We start from the raw sequence: 17675 nt of genomic DNA on the forward strand, positions 1-17675 counted from the left end.
AAAAGGAGCTGGCACGAGATGAATGCGATTGAAACGAAGGGTTTATCACTTTCATATGGAGACACACTCATTATTGATGAGTTGGAATTGACGATTCCAAAGGGTGAGATCACCGTTTTTATTGGAGCAAATGGCTGCGGAAAGTCAACACTTCTTCGTTCCATCGCACGTCTATTAAAGCCAACCACCGGTAGTGTGTTGCTCGAAGGAAAAGCAATTGCCAAACTTTCTACCAAGGAAGTAGCCAAAAAGATGGCCATTTTACCACAGTCTCCCCATCTGCTCCAGAAGGGCTTACAGTTCTCCAACTTGTAAAACAGGGACGTTATCCTCATCAATCATGGTTAAAACAATGGTCAGAAGAGGATGAGAAAAAGGTGAACGAAGCCTTGAGAGCGACGCGGTTAGAGGAGTTAAAGGAAAGAACGGTAGACTCGCTTTCCGGTGGGCAAAGACAGCGTGCTTGGATTGCCATGACATTGGCTCAAGATACAGAAGTGATCCTTTTAGACGAGCCAACCACCTATCTCGATATGACGCATCAAATCGAAATCCTCGATTTACTATTTGAATTAAATGAAAAGAAAAAGCGGACCGTTGTGATGGTGCTTCATGATCTTAATTTAGCCTGCCGCTACGCTCATAATATAGTGGCAATAAAGGATAAAAAGGTATATGCAGAAGGGAAGCCGGAGCACGTGATCAATTGCAGTCTGGTGAAGAATGTGTTCGGAATGGACTGTGAGGTAACAATGGACCCGTTATTTGGGACTCCATTATGCATTCCTTATGGCAGGGGAAGATGTATTATCGATAAGGCGGTGGTGATGAATGGATAGACAGCTGACTTCGAACGAACTTCAAGTATTAAAAAAATACAGGCTGAACGGCAGTAACGAGGGGGATTCCTTTCCTGTTGCCAAGCTATATGACGAAACGTTCGTTCAACATTTACTTGCCAATGTAGCACTTACTATTGGTGCACCTTCATTAAAAGTAGCAGGATCTATTTTTATTAAAAGATATGCCTTTTTACCGGTGATGGCTCTATATAGCATGACCGTCTGGAATAAAAGTCTGAATATCTCCCTCGAAAACATTACAATGGAAATACCCAAAGAGGGGGAACCGTGGCTCCCATCCTTTTCGTTAAAAGAGCTGACAGCAAGGGATTGGAATGGGGAGGACCGGGACGTATGGCGTGCAAGTGTGATGAAGGACCTATTTGTGAACAACATTGATCCAATCATTACTGCAATAGAAAAAGCTGTGGGGATATCTAAATCCATTCTGTGGGAAAATATTGTTGTATACCTATTTTGGCTCTATGAAAAGGAATTGAAAGAGAACGAGAATAGTAATGTTGCAGATGATTTTCGCTGTTTAATTTTTGAAGCAGAGGGGTCCCTATTCGGCACATACGATATCAATCCTCTTCAAAGATATTATGGTGAAAAAAGGTACGAGGAGGAATCGAATGAGGAGATTCGTTTGAGAAAGACTTGTTGTTTTTCTTATCAGTTACCAGAAGGTAAACGCTGCAAAATATGCCCATGTGCGCATTTGGGTAAGGACGGAAGGTGTAACGATGGAGGAGAAAGTATTTGCTCAGCAGTTCGAAGCTTTGGTTGAGAAGTATAGCGAACTTTTGGTAGGAGAATCCAATGAAGAGACAAAGGAAAAGGTGAGGGCGTGGGCTTTGTATACCCATATTGCGAAGTCCATGCCTGCTTTAGCAAAGCATTGGAATGAACTTTACCCAGAGGCAAAAGAGGAAATGAAACTGATTATTGGTGAAATCAAACAAATGAACGAACAGCACCGGAAATCTGTTCAATAAGTACATAAAGAAACCCGGAGGCGTCGCCTTCGGGTTTTTTACTTATTGCATTGTGTTATTTCCGCCGCCATGCTGTGGCAGTTGGTTGGTATAACCTTGGAACTGCTGGTAGGATTGCTGAAGCTTTTGTTGATCGGCAGCTTCAATTGAATACCAGCCTTTTCTAAACATTAGATCATAAAGATCACGCTGACACTGTTGTGTCTCAGTGAAAATTTGCATAACATCCTGATATAATCCTTCATGGCTTGCTTCATGCAGTGCCATTGTATAAGCGGTAGTCATGTATTTTTCCGTTGAGAGAATATCATTAATAAAATCACGGTCGTTCATTTGTGGTGTTTTAGGTACTTGAGATTCAGGGTTTTGAATTTTTTGCTGGTTTTGGTTCATGGTAGCTTTCCTCCTTTTTTGTCTAGCTCCAGCGCCTAGCCCCTCGGGTCAAATAACCTTCGGCAAAAAAAGTCAAAAGGCGGACTTTTCTTGTCAAAGAACATTTGCCTTTCGGGGATGACCAAGGCGCTTCCGCTTTTCTTTATTGCATATTATTTAATGGTTGTTGTTGATTAGAATGCATGCCTAGGTGGCCTAGAAGCTGTTGGTAGTGACGCTCATGCATTTGGCAAACCTTTTCTGCTTCTGCCTTAATCTCAGGGTCTTGACACTGACTGGCAAAGAAATGGGCTTTTTTCGAAGAAAGTAGGTTCCATGACATCATATCTGTTAAATATAGAGCATCTTTTGTGGATACGACACCTGGAGGTTGTTGCATGGTTGCTTGTTGATTTTGCATGTTCATATTTTGCTGCTGCATAAAGATCCCTCCTATTAGTTTGTTTAATTACTTACCTTATTGTTCTGTTGATTTTGTCTGTTGATTTCCGCTTCAGGCACTTCGCTTTCGGTGGGTGTTTCGGCGAGCCTCCTCGGCGCAAGCGCCTGCGGGGTCTCCCCTGAACCATACTCCCACAGGACATTGAATTGCATCTTGAATTCGCCCACGCACGAAGGAAATGCGATAGCATTTTCGAGGAGTCTTCGTGCCTTCCGCTCCAATCAACAGGGGATAAGAATCAACAATGTTCTCTACAAAGCCTACCTTTTAAATTGATTGTTCTGGCTGTTTTTTTTATCTAAGTGGGCTTCTTCGTTTCCTGGTCCGCCGTTACCTTTGACACTGGCGGCACTAACTCCAGCTTTTGAAGGGTTTTTCTTCATTTTCGCCATCTTTATCACCTCATGATTAGGATGCCCAGTGATTAGAAATTATGTAAGGATAAACAAGTGTTCAAAAAAATTTCAATTTTCCGCTATTATTGATTGCACAAATTTTCGAAATATTTTATAGTAAATAGTAACAAAACTCATTCAGTAATGAATTTTTTTTGACTAAAAAATGAATGAGTATTCATTCAAAGTTTGAAGGGGGAGACAGTGTTGAACCAATTAATTAAGAAAGCAGCTGTCCTAGGATCAGGAGTCATGGGTTCGGGGATTGCAGCGCATCTAGCGAACATCGGAATTCCTACACTTTTATTGGATATCGTCCCACGTGAATTGACAAAAGAAGAAGAAGCAAAAGGACTCACATTACAAGATAAACAGGTGCGCAACCGAATTAGTGCGACCGCTATTCAAAAGCTGCTAAAGCAAAAGCCGGCCCCACTAACTGCAAAGAAAAACCTTGCTCTCATTGAAGCTGGTAACTTGGAAGACGATTTAGTGAAATTAAAAGACGTAGATTGGGTGATTGAAGTAGTCGTTGAGAACTTAAAGGTAAAACAGCAGGTATTTGAAAAAGTAGACCAGTTCCGTAAACCTGGAAGTATTATTAGCTCCAATACATCAGGTATTTCTGTAGAGGCAATGGTTGAAGGGCGTTCAGAAGATTTCCAAAAGCATTTCTTAGGAACCCATTTCTTTAATCCACCTCGTTATTTAAAATTACTCGAAATCATACCAACTCAGTACACTGATCCAGAAATTCTTTCCTTTATGAAAACATTTGGTGAGGATGTACTTGGAAAAGGCGTGGTTGTTGCAAAGGATACACCTAACTTTATTGCAAACCGCATCGGTACGTACGGTCTTTTAGTCACTGTTCAAGAAATGTTAAAAGGCGGTTTAAGTGTTGGAGAAGTTGATTCAATCACCGGCCCGCTGATTGGCCGCGCGAAGAGTGCAACCTTCCGTACCTTGGATGTCGTCGGTTTAGATACCTTCTATCACGTAGCCAACAATGTTTACGAAAAAGTAGATGGTCATGAGAAAGAAGTATTTGAAATTCCTGCATTTCTTAAAACAATGGTGGAAAAAGGCTGGCTTGGCAGCAAGTCCGGACAAGGGTTTTTCTTGAAAAAAGGAAAAGAAATTCTTGAGTTAGACCCAAATACCTTGGAGTACGGACCACGAAAAAAACTTTCTACTCCATCGGTTGAGCTGGCAAAACAGGAAAAAGGCTCAGGGAACAAATTGAAAGCGCTTGTTTTCGCAAATGATAAGGCTGGACAATTCTTATGGAATACCACCAAGCAATCACTCGTATACTCTGCGAAGCTTTTAGGTGAAATTGCCGATGATATCGTAGCTATTGACCGTGCAATGAAATGGGGCTTTGGTTGGGATAAAGGACCGTTTGAAACATGGGATGCGATTGGTGTTGAAAAATCAGTTAACAAGATGCAGGAAGAAGGAATCGAAGTACCTCTATGGGTGACTGAAATGTTAGAAAAGGGCTTTAGCTCCTTCTATATTGAGGAAAATGGGGAGACATTTTTCTATCACAATGGTCAATACCGCTTAGTAGAATTTAATCCGAAGGTAATAGATCTTAAAAAGGTTAAACAACAAAAAGGTGTCATTAAAAAGAACAGCGGTGCAAGCTTAATTGACATTGGCGACGGTGTTGCTCTTCTTGAATTCCATTCACCGAATAATGCCATTGGTCTTGATATCGTCCAAATGATCAATTTTGCGGTAGATGAGGTAGAGAAGAATTATAAGGGTCTTGTTATCGGTAACCAAGGTAAAAACTTCTGCGTTGGAGCAAACCTTGCCATGATGCTGATGGAAGCACAGGATGACAATATCTATGAGCTTGATTTAGTGGTTCGTCACCTCCATAGCGCGTTATTAAAAGTGAAATATAGCTCGAAGCCAATTGTTGCAGCACCATTTGGTATGACGCTTGGCGGCGGTGCAGAGGTTTGTCTTCCAACTGCACATATTCAAGCTTCATCAGAAACCTATATGGGACTTGTCGAAGTTGGTGTCGGCTTGCTTCCAGGCGGTGGAGGTAACAAAGAGCTATATATTAAGCACTTAGAAAATCTTCCAAGCGGTGTTCCGTTTGATCTGCAGAACGTTGCAAATAAAGTATTCGAAACCATTGCCATGGCTAAAGTTTCAACATCTGCGGAGGAAGCCCGCGAAACGAATTTCTTAGACTCCTCGGATGGCATCAGCTTTAATGGAGATCACCTCTTGTATGATGCAAAGCAAGCAGTTATTGCCCTACACGAGCAGGGCTATAAGCCGAGAGTTCGTAGAAAGGTTCCTGTGGTCGGTGAAACGGGTTATGCAACCCTTTTATTAGGTGCAGAAGCAATGCGTCTATCTGGCTATATCTCCGAGCATGATTTAAAAATCGCCAAAAAAATTGCCTATGTCATTGCTGGCGGAAGAGTCCCATTTGGAACGGAAGTAGATGAGCAATACCTATTAGATTTAGAAAGAGAAGCATTCTTAAGTCTAATCGCAGAGCCAAAATCACAACAGCGTATGCAGCACATGCTGGTGAAAGGTAAACCATTACGTAACTAAGGATTTTATATTCTTCTAATTTGATAGAAAGTGAGGGAACTTGCATGAGAGAAGCGGTAATCGTGGCCGGAGCCAGAACCCCGGTAGGTAAGGCAAAGAAAGGAACGCTTGCCCATGTTCGTCCTGATGATTTGGGAGCATTGGTAGTAAGAGAAACATTAAAGCGTGCAGGTAATTATGAAGGAAATATTGACGATTTAATCATAGGATGTGCCATGCCGGAAGCAGAACAAGGCAATAACATGGCCCGTAATATCGGAGCACTTGCTGGTCTACCACACACAGTTCCTGCAATCACAATCAATCGCTTTTGTTCCTCAGGGCTACAAGCGGTTGCTTATGCAGCCCAGGGAATTATGACTGGTCAAATCGACACAGCCATCGCAGGAGGAGCGGAGTCAATGAGCATGATTCCTATGATGGGGCATGTGGTTCGACCAAACATCAAGCTTGCGGAAACGGCTCCGCAATATTATATGGGTATGGGCCATACAGCAGAAGAAGTGGCAAAGAAATATGGCATTAGCCGTGAAGACCAGGATGCTTTTGCCGTAAGAAGTCATCAACGAGCAGCCAAAGCAATTGCTGAAGGGAAATTCGTCGATGAAATCGTACCAGTGGATGTGACCATTCGTACTGTTGGACATGATAATAAACTTATTGAAAAAACAGTGAAGTTTTCACAGGATGAGGGCGTTCGTCCAGAGACAAATCTTGAAACTTTAGGTAAACTGCGCCCTGCCTTTTCTGTAACAGGATCAGTTACTGCTGGAAATGCTTCACAAACAAGTGACGGAGCTGCCGCATTGATGGTCATGGACCGTGAAAAAGCGGAATCCCTTGGTTTGAAGCCATTAGCCAAATTCAGGTCCTTTGCAGTTGGCGGTGTCCCACCTGAAATCATGGGTGTCGGCCCTGTGGTTGCTATTCCAAAAGCAGTAAAGCTTGCTGGATTAGAGTTATCTGATATTAATCTGTTCGAATTGAATGAAGCCTTCGCTTCCCAATCCTTACAAGTTATTCGTGAACTAGGCTTAAATGAAGAGATTGTGAACGTAAATGGAGGCGCAATTGCCCTTGGACATCCACTCGGATGTACAGGTGCAAAATTGACACTTTCACTAATCCACGAATTAAAGCGCAGAAATGAGCAATTCGGTGTAGTAACGATGTGTATCGGCGGCGGAATGGGAGCTGCCGGAGTATTCGAACTCTTGTAAAAAAAATCAGGGGGCAGGGAACCGAGCCCCTGGCTACTTAACTCAAAGATTAGGAGGAATAGAGATGGCAAACCAAACAGAAAAAATTATTAAAGGCGGAAGCTTTTTAATTGAGGATGTTTCCTATAATCAGGTGTTTACACCAGAGGATTTTACAGATGAGCACAAAATGATTGCTAAAACAGCAGAGGACTTTGTGGAAAACAAAGTACTTCCACAAATTGAACACTTAGAAAACCATGAGTTTGATCGTACAGTAAAGCTTCTTAAGGAAATGGGTGAACTGGGTCTATTAGCAGCTGACGTACCAGAAGAATTTGATGGTCTAGGTCTAGATAAAATAACTTCTTCACTAATCACTGAAAAAATGTCAAAAGCGGGCGGATTCTCCCTGTCCTATGGTGCCCATGTAGGTATTGGTTCATTACCTATCGTTTTATTCGGCAATGATGATCAAAAAGGCAAATATTTACCTGGCCTTGCTTCAGGTGAAAAGCTTGCTGCCTATGCATTAACTGAGCCAGGTTCAGGTTCCGATGCCCTTGGTGCAAAAACAACAGCAAAACTAAATGCAGAAGGCACACACTATATCCTAAACGGTGAAAAGCAATGGATTACAAACGCAGGCTTTGCCGATGTATTTGTCGTGTATGCAAAAGTAGATGGCGAACACTTCACTGCATTTATTGTTGAAAGAGAATTCCCTGGCGTTTCCACAGGCGCTGAAGAGAAGAAGATGGGGATTAAGAGTTCTTCCACTCGTACCCTAATTCTAGAAGATGTTCCTGTACCGGTAGAAAACCTATTGGGTGAATTTGGTAAAGGTCATGTAATTGCCTTTAATATCTTAAATATCGGCCGCTACAAGTTAGCTGTCGGAGGTGTAGGCGGTTCTAAGAACGCCTTTGAAATGACAGTAAAATACGCAAACGGACGTAAGCAATTTAAAACGCCAATCTCTCAATTTAACTTAACAAAAGAGAAATTTGGTACAATGGCATCCAAAATTTATGCAGCAGAAAGTGCTGTTTACCGTACAATTGGCTTATATGAAGATAACCAAGGAAAGCTCACTGATGAAGAAGCGAAAGATATTAAAAAAGTAGCTAATTCTATTGCTGAGTATGCCATTGAGTGTTCATTGAATAAATTCTTTAACAGTGAAGTGCTAGATTATGTAGTAGATGAAGGCGTTCAAATCCATGGTGGTTATGGATTCATGCAGGAATATCCAATTGAGAGAGCATACCGTGATTCTCGTATTAACCGTATCTTCGAAGGTACAAACGAAATCAACCGCTTGTTAGTGCTTGGCACTTATCTCCGTAAAGCAATGAAGGGTGAGCTTCCATTATTCCAAAAGGCCATGGCCCTTCAAGAGGAACTAATGATGCTTATGCCTGAAGAGCCAGGTGATGAGCCGCTAGCACAAGAGAAATATTTAGTGAAAAATGCAAAGAAAATCGGCTTGCTTGCAGCTGGTTTAGCCGCACAAAAATATGGCAAAGCCATTGAAAAAGAGCAAGAAATCTTCGTTAACATTGCAGATATCGTATCTAATGCTTATGCTATGGAATCTGCCGTGTTACGTACAGAAAAAGCGATTGCAAAAGACGGCGTGGAAAAGAGCAAGCAAAAGCTTCTTTACACACAAATCTTCTGCCAAGAAGCATTTAATAAAATTGAGGCAGATGCAAAAGAAACACTTGTTGCCGTTGAACATGGAGATACTTTACGCATGATGCTGTCATCTCTTCGCAAATTTACTCGCCATACGCCGATCAACGTGGTAGCGAAAAAACGTGAAGCAGCAGACGTAATTATTGAAGCAGAACGTTATATTGTTTAATCTAACTTTTAAGGGTTCCCTTTATGTTTGAAGGGAGCCCATATTTTTTTATAAAATTATCGTAGAAAAAGCAGGAGTATTTACGAAATTAGTCGAATCTTAATTTTGGTACATATTTTTTGCATTAGGATTTTGAAAAACGTTATGATAATATTCAAATGACGTTTGTGCGTCATTTGAATTAGTGGGAAAAGGCGGTGAAACTTTTGTCTCTTACTTTTTACTGGTATCCAAAATGCGGCACATGTCGAAACGCAAAAAAATGGCTGGATGCCCATCATCTTTCCTATGAAGAAGTACATATTGTGGAACATCCCCCAACTCGTGAGCAATTGCAGGATCTTTATGAAAAAAGTGGTCTTGAACTAAAAAAATTCTTTAATACAAGCGGTATGAAATATCGTGAATTAGGGATAAAGGATAAGATGAAGACTGCCACAGAGGAAGAACTGCTAGCATTACTCGCTTCCGATGGGATGTTAATCAAACGGCCGATTTTGACGGATGGCGAACGAGTCACCGTAGGCTTTAAAGAAGAAGAGTATGAAAAAATGTGGTTATAACCCGCTCTTCTGTTCCTGACTCATTGAAATCGAATTCATTCGATGATAGATTTTTTAGAAAAAAACAATGGAGGGATTTAAGCTAATGAGTACACCAAAAGAATTACGTTATTCAGAAGAGCACGAATGGGTAAAGGTTGAAGGGGAAAGAGTTCGCGTTGGTATCACTGATTTTGCTCAACATGAGCTAGGAGATATCGTTTTCGTTGAACTACCAGAAGTGGGTACTGAAGTATCAGCTGATGAAGCATTTGGTAGCGTAGAGTCTGTTAAAACTGTTTCTGAACTATACGCACCAGTGAGTGGAAAAGTGGTAGAAGTAAACGAAGATTTAAATGACAGCCCTGAATTCGTTAACGAATCTCCATATGAAAAAGCATGGATGATTGTAATTGAGCTTTCTGACAGCAGCGAAGTAGAAAAACTAATGACTGCTGAACAATACGATGGAATGATTAAACAAGACTAATCATCTTAAGAAAGGCACCTTATATTAAAGGTGCTTTTTCTCTTTTATAGTATAGAAGTCCCTCTTTTAATAATTATTTCCACGATTTCTTCTACTAAAATGGGGAAACTAAACGTAAATATATTAAAGAAGGTGGACATATGTCATTAAAACAGCAAAAGGTAGATGTGACCGATCGGGTAGTAGGAAAAATTAAAAATGGAGAAATCGAACTTTTCTTAGAATCCACAAGCATTGGTAAGATTAAATTGCCTGAGAATATGCAATATGAACTGGAGCATCATTATGAAGCAGACCAGCAAAAAATTTATCAGCATGTAACCGTCACAGACCAACCCGATGCCAAATATACCGATTGTGACGAAGGCGGTTGGTGTTAACTAAGCATTCTTGTTGCAGCCATTGTACATGAGCAAATACCTATTTTTAAGAAGACAATAATGATATAGTTAACATACTAACAAGTAGGCACACGTTATGAGAAATTTAGAATATGTTAACATAAACAACTTCTATTACAGGTGATGGATATGAATGATTCGTATGTTGACAAAGTTCTTATTGTCGAAGGAAAGTCAGATAAAAATAAGGTAAAAAGTATTGTAAAGGAACCGGTTGAAATCATTTGTACGAATGGAACCATCAGTGTTTCGAAGCTCGATGAATTAATTGAGTTTCTTGAAGATAAGGATGTTTACATTCTTGTTGATGCCGATCAAGCAGGTGAGAAACTCCGTAAGCAATTTAAGCGAGAATTTCCACATGCTGAACATATATATATCGATCGGATGTATCGTGAGGTCGCAACGGCACCAGTTCAGCATTTAGCGACGGTCCTTTTAGGCGCGAACATCGATGTGCATACTGAGTTTTTAGAAATGGGATAACGAGTAATGAACGAATGGAACCACAATGATTATGTTAATTTCCTTGAAAGGAAGTCAACAGGACTTATCTATTTCTATACCCCGCTCTGCGGTACCTGTCAGCTGGCATCAAAGATGCTGCTTGTGGTTGAAGAGCTGGTAGTAATTGAAATGGGAAAAATGAACTTAAACTTTTATCCGCAATTGGCGAAGGAATTGGCGATAGAAAGCGTACCTTGCCTGCTATTTATAAAAGACGGCATGGTAGTAGAAACGCTGTATGCTTTTCATTCTGTTCCGTTTTTGTTGGATAAAATTAAGAGTTATATTTAGTGAAGCAGATACCTAGGGGTGTCTGCTTTTTACTTTTGTTGGAAATTTGAGCGAATACAGTTGGACTTTATAGCCTCACAGAGCCCAAATGAGCAAGTATCGGAATTGTGAAAGGTTCACAAATCCCGTAGCCTCCGAAAAAGAGTGAGTATGGGAAATGTGAAAGGTTCACAAATCCCGTAGACTCGGAAAAAGAGCGAGTATGGGAAATGTGAAAGGCTCACAAATCCCGTAGCCTCCGAAAAAGAGCGAGTATGGGAAATGTGAAAAGTTCACAAATCCCGTAGCCTCCGAAAAAGAGTGAGTATGGGAATTGTGAAAGGTTCACAAATCCCGTAGCCTCCGAAAAAGAGCGAGTATGGGAATTGTGAAAGGTTCACAAATCCCGTAGCCTCCGAAAAAGAGCGAGTATGGGAAATGTGAAAGGCTCACAAATCCCGTAGCCTCCGAAAAAGAGTGAGTATGGGAATTGTGAAGGGCTCACAAATCCCGTAGCCTCTAAAAAAGAGTGAGTATGGGAATTGTGAAAGGCTCACAAATCCCGTAGCCTCCGAAAAAGAGTGAGTATGGGAATTGTGAAAGGTTCACAAATCCCGTAGCCTCCGAAAAAGAGTGAGTATGGGAAATGTGAAAGGTTCACAAATCCCGTAGACTCCGAAAAAGAGTGAGTATGGGAAATGTGAAAGGTTCACAAATCCCGTATTCTCGGAAAAAGAGCGAGCATGGGAAATGTGAAAGGTTCACAATTCCCGTAGACTCCGAAAAAGAGTGAGTATGGGAAATGTGAAAGGTTCACAAATCCCGTAGCCTCCAAAAAAGAGCGAGTATGGGAAATGTGAAAGGTTCACAAATCCCGTAGCCTCCAAAAAAGAGCGAGTATGGGAAATGTGAAAGGTTCACAAATCCCGTAGCCTCCAAAAAAGAGCGAGTATGGGAAATGTGAAAGGTTCACAAATCCCGTAGCCTCCGAAAAAGAGTGAGTATGGGAAATGTGAAAGGTTCACAAATCCCGTAGCCTCTAAAAAAGAGTGAGTATGGGAAATGTGAAAGGTTCACAAATCCCGTATTCTCGGAAAAAGAGCGAGCATGGGAAATGTGAAAGGTTCACAATTCCCGTAGACTCCGAAAAAGAGCGAGCATGGGAAATGTGAAAGGTTCACAAATCCCGTAGACTCCGAAAAAGAGCGAGTATGGGAAATGTGAAAGGTTCACAAATCCCGTAGCCTTCGAAAAGAGCGAGTATGGGAAATGTGAAAGGTTCACAAATCCCGTAGCCTCGGAAAAAGCGCGAGTATGGGAAATGTGAAAGGTTCACAAATCCCGTAGCCTCCAAAAAAGAGCGAGTATGGGAAATGTGAAAGGTGCACAAATCCCGTAGACTCCGAAAAAGAGCGAGTATGGGAAATGTGAAAGGTTCACAAATCCCGTAGCCTCCAAAAAAGAGCGAGTATGGGAAATGTGAAAGGTGCACAAATCCCGTAGTTCCCGAAAAAGAGGAAAAATCATAACCCGAGTAATATCAGCATACCCTTTTCTATTATTAGTTCCGTGGAAAAACTAATTCTATTTAATAAAAATAAATTCTTTCTTTCCAAGAGCATCACAGTTCTTCTTTAAAACCCTTAAAAAAGTCTTCTTTGAATCCAGCACTTGAAACCAGTCATGAATCACATTGGTTGTTATTTTTTCATTTGGAAAAAGTAAACTAAATTCATTTACTCCCCTCAATATAGAGCTGTCAAGACCTTCTGTATAACCGCAAACACCACAAACTAATTTTTTGCCTAAAACAGTAACGTTAAAGGAATGGCATAAACAACAATTTATTCCTTTCTTAACAGAATGCCAATCATAAGGGGGAATCTTGTCCTTGTTAAAATCAGTTCGGTGCATAGAAACTAATTGGTCAGCTAACCTTTTGTGATGGGCTGTTAATGTCGAAGGATGATTGTTCAATTTTTTCATAAATTGATTAAGCTGATTTGGGTAAATAATAGGTTCGTCAAGAGGAGCTTGATATAAATAAAACTCGGGGTTAATAAAAACTACATACGCCTTAATAGGGTTTCGATAGCCAAGAGATTGGAGCAGCTGCCGAAGTAAGGATTCACTTCTCTCTATTTGCAGTAAAGCGTTTGTAATTTCCTTTTTATAGATGGTGTAGAATCTACCGGATTCATAATAATAATCACCTTCATAATTCTTTACTTCGAAAAGATAGATTGGTTCTTGAGTAACTATAATAGAATCTATTTGGAATTTAGTACCACTGGTTTCTAAAAATAAATCGTTAAGTATTAAACTTTTACATTTCAACATTGCAGTCAATATATCAAATGCCACCTCGCCCTCATACCCCTTTTCGAGGTTGTGATATGATTTTTTGTATTTATCTGTTAAAGTCATTCGTTGGGAAAGCAATTTTAATATTTTTAATTCCACTGATTCGCACCGCTCTTTATAAGCCACATAGTCCACATCCTCAAAAAAATTAACCGTGCCATTATCCTAAGTTTAATTGACAAACACTACAAAAAACTGTGACCAAATACCGACATTTCATAAACCCCAAGCATCCGACATATTTCTCAGGAAATTTTACCCGTAGCCCATATATTGTCGAGCGATTATAAAAGGAATTCCGCTCCTATTGCTGAATAGTTTAGGTATAAGAGTATAGACCGGAGTGGTAAAAATGATTGAGGAAATTCAAAAATTTCTAGTGAAAATGCAACAACAGGAGCATGTGTATCCTTTAATTCGTCAGGCAGATGTCCATATAAATCTTCGTTGCGACCAGCAACTAGTCCAGCTAGTAATAAAAAATGGAGCAGTATTTATTCTCCAAAATCCATCTGAGCATCAAGTGGGCTATGAAATTAGAGGCAGCGATTTATCAATGAAACAACTAGTTGAAGGTGCGACAAGGCTGCGAGTACTTGAACAAAAAGAGGAAATAAAAGTAGATGCACCGTTAAGAATTACCTTATTACTTGAGTCTCTTTTTTATTTAACAAAAGCACAGGAAGATTTTGCGAAAATTATTTGAATAAAAGTATTGACGGTCTTTCTGACATCCTGTATTGTATTATTTAAATATTCTATCAATTAAAACAATCACATAAACATTCTTATCAAGAGTGGCGGAGGGACTGGCCCTTTGAAGCCCGGCAACCGGTTTATTCACGGTGCTAAATCCAGCAGAGCATAAAGCTCTGAAAGATAAGAAGAGAGACCCCCTCTTCTTATGAAGCGGGGGTTTTTGTTTATTATTGTTTAAAGGAGGAGCAGGTAAATGGGAGAAAGTCAAAAAAAGTATCGCTTTGAAACATTAAGTGTTCATGGAGGATTGGCTCCAGATCCAGTAACAGGTGCTCGTGCCGTTCCTATCTATCAAAACAATGCCTATCAATTTAAAAATACTGAACATGCGGCTAATCTTTTTAGCTTAGCAGAACCAGGCTACATATATACTCGAATCCACAATCCAACGACTACCGTATTCGAAGAAAGAGTAGCACTTCTTGAAGGCGGAGTAGGATCATTGGCTGTGGCAAGCGGCATGGCTGCTATTACACTTGCAATCCTCAACGTGGCTGAAGCGGGAGATGAAATTGTAGCTGCTTCCAACCTTTACGGTGGAACCTATAATTTGTTTGCAGTAACCCTTCCAAAATACGGCATTAAGGTGAACTTTGTTGATGCAGAAAATCCTGAAAACTTCCGTGCAGCAATCACCCCGAAAACAAAGGCTGTTTTTGCAGAAACAATTGGGAATCCAAGCTTGCGTGTCCTGGATATTGAAAAGGTAGCAGAGATTGCTCATGAGGCGGGGGTACCTCTAATTATTGATAACACCTTTGCTACGCCGTATTTATGCAGACCAATTGAGTTTGGGGCTGACATTGTGGTTCACTCAGCAACCAAGTGGTTGTTAGGAAATGGTACAACAACAGGAGGTATCATTGTTGATGGAGGGAAATTCGATTGGAATTCTTCCAGATTTCCTGGCTTTACAACTCCTGATGCAAGCTACCATGATCTTGTCTATGCAGAGGCATTAGGTGCCCTAGCCTATATCGTAAAGGCGCGTGTACAGTTATTACGTGACCTAGGTCCGGCTTTAAGCCCGCAAAACTCCTTCCAATTTACGTTGGGATTAGAGACACTACATGTCCGAATGAAGGAGCATGTAGCTAATTCAAAAACCATTGTCGAATATTTATTAAACCACCCTGCAGTAGATTGGGTATCCTATCCTGGGCATCCATCACATCCTGATTATGAATTAGCGAAAAAATACTTACCAAAAGGTGCAGGTTCCATGGTTGTTTTTGGCATAAAAGGTGGAAAAGAAGCAGGGGCAAAGCTGATTGATTCCCTTTCCCTGTGGGCCCATGTAGCTAATGTGGGTGACGCAAAAAGCTTAATCATTCATCCGGCAAGTACAACGCATCAACAATTAGATGCGGAAGGACTCAGGGCGGCTGGTGTTTCAGAGGATTTAATCCGTCTTTCAATCGGGATTGAGAATGTCGAGGACTTAATTGACGATCTTGAATCAGCTATTGAAACAGCAACAGGTCTGGTATCAGCGAAAGCCAATGCTTAAATTTTCCAGATGAAAAAATAGAAAATGTAAAGATATTTTTATTGACACCCCTTTTTATCCATGATACGATAGCTTTCGTGTTAAAAGATTACTTAATTTGACTAATCTGTTAATTGAATATAGATGCTGTAAGCTCTTATCAAGAGAGGTGGAGGGATGTGCCCGATGAAGCCCGGCAACCGTCAATGTTACATTGAAATGGTGCCAATTCACACAAAGCGATTGCTTTGGGAGATGGGAGAAAGGTCTATTTTACTAATGCCTTTCTGCCTGTGCAGGAAGGCTTTTTATTTTCCTAAAATAGAATCTTTTCATCTAAACAGTCAAACTCTATATATAAACAACTAGTCATATGATATTCTTTCTGAATTTTAGATAAATAGGATAAAAAGCGGGTGATTACAAGTGATTTCAATAAATAATGTCCGTAAGATTTTCCCTTCTAAACAGGGTCAGCTAAAAGCGGTCGATGAAGTAAATTTAGAAATACAAGAAGGGGAAATTTTCGGAATCATCGGATATAGCGGTGCAGGAAAAAGTACGTTAATTCGGATGCTAAATGGCTTAGAGATCCCAACGGATGGGACTGTCACTGTAGCAGGTCGAGTGATTTCAAAAATAAAGGGTAGTGAGCTGCGTAAGGCACGCCAGGAGATCAGCATGATCTTCCAACACTTCAACCTATTGTGGTCAAGAACAGTAAGTGAAAATATTGCCTTTCCTCTTGAAATTGCAGGGATCAAGGGTGCAGAGAGACAGAAAAGAGTCAATGAGCTCATTAAGCTTGTAGGACTTGAGGGACGTGAAAACGCCTATCCTTCACAGCTGAGCGGGGGACAAAAGCAAAGAGTAGGGATTGCTAGAGCACTAGCAAACAATCCGAAGGTACTTCTTTGTGATGAAGCGACGTCAGCGCTTGACCCTCAAACAACCGATTCAATATTAGAGTTATTAGTCGATATCAACAAGCGACTAGGTTTGACTATTGTGTTGATTACACATGAAATGCATGTCATCCGAAAAATTTGTCACCGGGTGGCGGTTATGGAAAGCGGTCGAGTAGTTGAACTTGGCTCCGTATTAGATGTATTTAAGAACCCGCAAAAGCAAATCACGAAACGATTTGTACAGCAGGTGACAGAGCCGGAAGAAACGAAAGAAACGGCTGAACATTTGCTCGAACGTTACCATTCCGGTCAGGTTGTTCAATTGACTTTCATTGGCGAATCAGCTGAGCAGCCGCTCATTACGAATCTAATTAAACAGCATGATGTAACAGTTAATATACTGCAGGGGAAAATTTCACAAACACAAAGCGGCTCATATGGTACTCTCTTTATTCATCTTGATGGTGACGACAAAGAAGTAAACAAAGCAATAGACTTTATTCGTTCCCAGCAGGTTGGTTTGGAGGTGGTAACAAATGATTAATGAGCTTTTTCCAAATGTCGATTGGCTTATGATGTGGGAAGCCACGAAGGATACGGTGTATATGACGGCTATCTCCGTCCTTGTTACCTTTATTCTAGGCACCTTCTTAGGACTGCTGCTTTTCCTAACATCCAGAGGAAACTTATGGGAAAACAAACCGGTTAACACGGTCATCAGTGGTATTGTGAATATTTTCCGTTCGATTCCATTTATTATTTTAATTGTGTTATTAATCCCGTTTACAACCTTCCTATTAGGAACCATGATTGGTGAAGACGCAGCGTTACCAGCACTAATTATCGGGGCTGCACCGTTTTATGCAAGGATGGTAGAGATTGGTCTAAGGGAAATTAATAAAGGTGTCATTGAAGCGGCAAAATCAATGGGTGCAACTACTGGAACGATTATTTGGAAGGTACTATTACCCGAATCTATGCCAGCACTTATTTCCGGTATTACCGTAACAGCAATTGCCCTTGTGGGATATACAGCGATGGCAGGAGCCATTGGCGCAGGGGGATTAGGAAACCTTGCCTATAACTATGGTTTCCAACGAAATCAAAATGACGTAACTTTTGTGGCTACAGTCATTATTTTAATTGTCGTGTTCATCATTCAGTTAATTGGTGATTTCATCACTTCTAAATTAGATAAAAGATAAAAGGAGAGT

The 17675-nt window shown here is 40.6% G+C and carries 18 protein-coding genes, 1 pseudogene and 2 riboswitches; of the genes and pseudogenes, 15 read left to right on the plus strand and 4 right to left on the minus strand.

Annotated features, from left to right (window positions below; translation table 11 throughout):
* Positions 1–18 precede the first annotated feature (18 nt).
* The 3 genes and pseudogenes from QE429_RS06660 (at position 19) to QE429_RS06670 (ending at position 1840) form a co-directional block, all read left to right on the plus strand.
* Positions 19–839 (plus strand): annotated as a pseudogene (locus QE429_RS06660) (ABC transporter ATP-binding protein).
* Positions 832–1632 carry a siderophore-iron reductase FhuF gene (gene fhuF / locus QE429_RS06665; protein WP_307285470.1) on the plus strand — a complete coding sequence of 267 codons (801 nt, stop codon included), beginning with the start codon at positions 832–834 and terminating at the stop codon, positions 1630–1632. The pseudogene QE429_RS06660 and the gene fhuF overlap by 8 nt, the downstream one beginning before the upstream one ends.
* Positions 1589–1840 carry a DUF2573 family protein gene (locus QE429_RS06670; RefSeq protein WP_307285473.1) on the plus strand — a complete coding sequence of 84 codons (252 nt, stop codon included), beginning with the start codon at positions 1589–1591 and terminating at the stop codon, positions 1838–1840. The genes fhuF and QE429_RS06670 overlap by 44 nt, the downstream gene beginning before the upstream one ends.
* Before the next feature lie 42 nt (positions 1841–1882).
* On the opposite strand, the gene QE429_RS06675 is transcribed toward QE429_RS06670, so the two are convergent.
* The 3 genes from QE429_RS06675 to QE429_RS06685 form a co-directional block, all read right to left on the minus strand.
* Positions 1883–2233 carry a spore coat protein gene (locus QE429_RS06675; protein ID WP_307285476.1) on the minus strand — a complete coding sequence of 117 codons (351 nt, stop codon included), beginning with the start codon at positions 2231–2233 and terminating at the stop codon, positions 1883–1885.
* 142 nt (positions 2234–2375) lie between these two features.
* The gene (locus tag QE429_RS06680; protein ID WP_307285480.1) at positions 2376–2654 is read right to left on the minus strand and encodes a hypothetical protein; all 279 of its coding nucleotides are present in this window, start codon (positions 2652–2654) and stop codon (positions 2376–2378) included.
* Between the two features lie 281 nt (positions 2655–2935).
* Positions 2936–3067 carry a YuzL family protein gene (locus QE429_RS06685; protein ID WP_307285483.1) on the minus strand — a complete coding sequence of 44 codons (132 nt, stop codon included), beginning with the start codon at positions 3065–3067 and terminating at the stop codon, positions 2936–2938.
* A 210-nt stretch (positions 3068–3277) separates the two neighbouring features.
* Between QE429_RS06685 and QE429_RS06690 the strand changes: the two genes are divergently transcribed.
* The 8 genes from QE429_RS06690 to QE429_RS06725 all read left to right on the plus strand — a co-directional run bounded on the left by QE429_RS06690 (position 3278) and on the right by QE429_RS06725 (position 10962).
* Positions 3278–5662 (plus strand): 3-hydroxyacyl-CoA dehydrogenase/enoyl-CoA hydratase family protein, encoded by a 2385-nt coding sequence (locus QE429_RS06690; protein ID WP_307285485.1) that lies wholly within the window; start codon positions 3278–3280, stop codon positions 5660–5662.
* Positions 5663–5706: 44 nt separating this feature from the next.
* The gene (locus tag QE429_RS06695; protein WP_307285487.1) at positions 5707–6882 is read left to right on the plus strand and encodes an acetyl-CoA C-acetyltransferase; all 1176 of its coding nucleotides are present in this window, start codon (positions 5707–5709) and stop codon (positions 6880–6882) included.
* Positions 6883–6946: 64 nt separating this feature from the next.
* Positions 6947–8731 (plus strand): acyl-CoA dehydrogenase family protein, encoded by a 1785-nt coding sequence (locus QE429_RS06700; protein WP_307285489.1) that lies wholly within the window; start codon positions 6947–6949, stop codon positions 8729–8731.
* Between the two features lie 206 nt (positions 8732–8937).
* Positions 8938–9294, plus strand: a complete 357-nt coding sequence (locus QE429_RS06705) for an arsenate reductase family protein (RefSeq protein ID WP_307285492.1) — start codon at positions 8938–8940, stop codon at positions 9292–9294.
* 85 nt (positions 9295–9379) lie between these two features.
* Positions 9380–9763 (plus strand): glycine cleavage system protein GcvH, encoded by a 384-nt coding sequence (gene gcvH, locus QE429_RS06710; protein ID WP_307285494.1) that lies wholly within the window; start codon positions 9380–9382, stop codon positions 9761–9763.
* A gap of 140 nt (positions 9764–9903) precedes the next feature.
* Positions 9904–10143 carry a YusG family protein gene (locus QE429_RS06715; protein WP_307285497.1) on the plus strand — a complete coding sequence of 80 codons (240 nt, stop codon included), beginning with the start codon at positions 9904–9906 and terminating at the stop codon, positions 10141–10143.
* A 150-nt stretch (positions 10144–10293) separates the two neighbouring features.
* On the plus strand, positions 10294–10650 hold the full coding sequence (locus tag QE429_RS06720; RefSeq protein ID WP_307285499.1) for a toprim domain-containing protein: 357 nt from the start codon (positions 10294–10296) through the stop codon (positions 10648–10650).
* 6 nt (positions 10651–10656) lie between these two features.
* A complete protein-coding gene (locus QE429_RS06725; protein ID WP_307285502.1) occupies positions 10657–10962 on the plus strand; it encodes a thioredoxin family protein in 306 nt (101 codons plus the stop codon).
* A gap of 1563 nt (positions 10963–12525) precedes the next feature.
* Here the strand turns inward: QE429_RS06725 and QE429_RS06730 are convergent.
* The gene (locus tag QE429_RS06730; protein ID WP_307285505.1) at positions 12526–13431 is read right to left on the minus strand and encodes a nuclease-related domain-containing protein; all 906 of its coding nucleotides are present in this window, start codon (positions 13429–13431) and stop codon (positions 12526–12528) included.
* A gap of 226 nt (positions 13432–13657) precedes the next feature.
* Between QE429_RS06730 and QE429_RS06735 the strand changes: the two genes are divergently transcribed.
* The 4 genes from QE429_RS06735 to QE429_RS06750 all read left to right on the plus strand — a co-directional run bounded on the left by QE429_RS06735 (position 13658) and on the right by QE429_RS06750 (position 17666).
* Complete coding sequence (locus QE429_RS06735) at positions 13658–14011, plus strand: hypothetical protein (RefSeq protein ID WP_307285509.1); 354 nt, start codon at positions 13658–13660, stop codon at positions 14009–14011.
* Between the two features lie 79 nt (positions 14012–14090).
* Positions 14091–14191, plus strand: a riboswitch (SAM riboswitch).
* A 66-nt stretch (positions 14192–14257) separates the two neighbouring features.
* The gene (locus tag QE429_RS06740) at positions 14258–15574 is read left to right on the plus strand and encodes an O-acetylhomoserine aminocarboxypropyltransferase/cysteine synthase family protein (protein ID WP_307285511.1); all 1317 of its coding nucleotides are present in this window, start codon (positions 14258–14260) and stop codon (positions 15572–15574) included.
* A 133-nt stretch (positions 15575–15707) separates the two neighbouring features.
* Positions 15708–15815, plus strand: a riboswitch (SAM riboswitch).
* 164 nt (positions 15816–15979) lie between these two features.
* Positions 15980–17005, plus strand: coding sequence for a methionine ABC transporter ATP-binding protein (locus QE429_RS06745; protein ID WP_307285514.1), 1026 nt, complete (start codon positions 15980–15982; stop codon positions 17003–17005).
* Positions 16998–17666 carry a methionine ABC transporter permease gene (locus QE429_RS06750; protein WP_307285516.1) on the plus strand — a complete coding sequence of 223 codons (669 nt, stop codon included), beginning with the start codon at positions 16998–17000 and terminating at the stop codon, positions 17664–17666. The genes QE429_RS06745 and QE429_RS06750 overlap by 8 nt, the downstream gene beginning before the upstream one ends.
* The last annotated feature ends 9 nt before the right edge of the window (positions 17667–17675 follow it).

It is taken from the genome of Bacillus sp. SORGH_AS_0510 (assembly GCF_030818775.1).
Classification (GTDB): Bacteria; Bacillota; Bacilli; order Bacillales; family Cytobacillaceae; genus Neobacillus.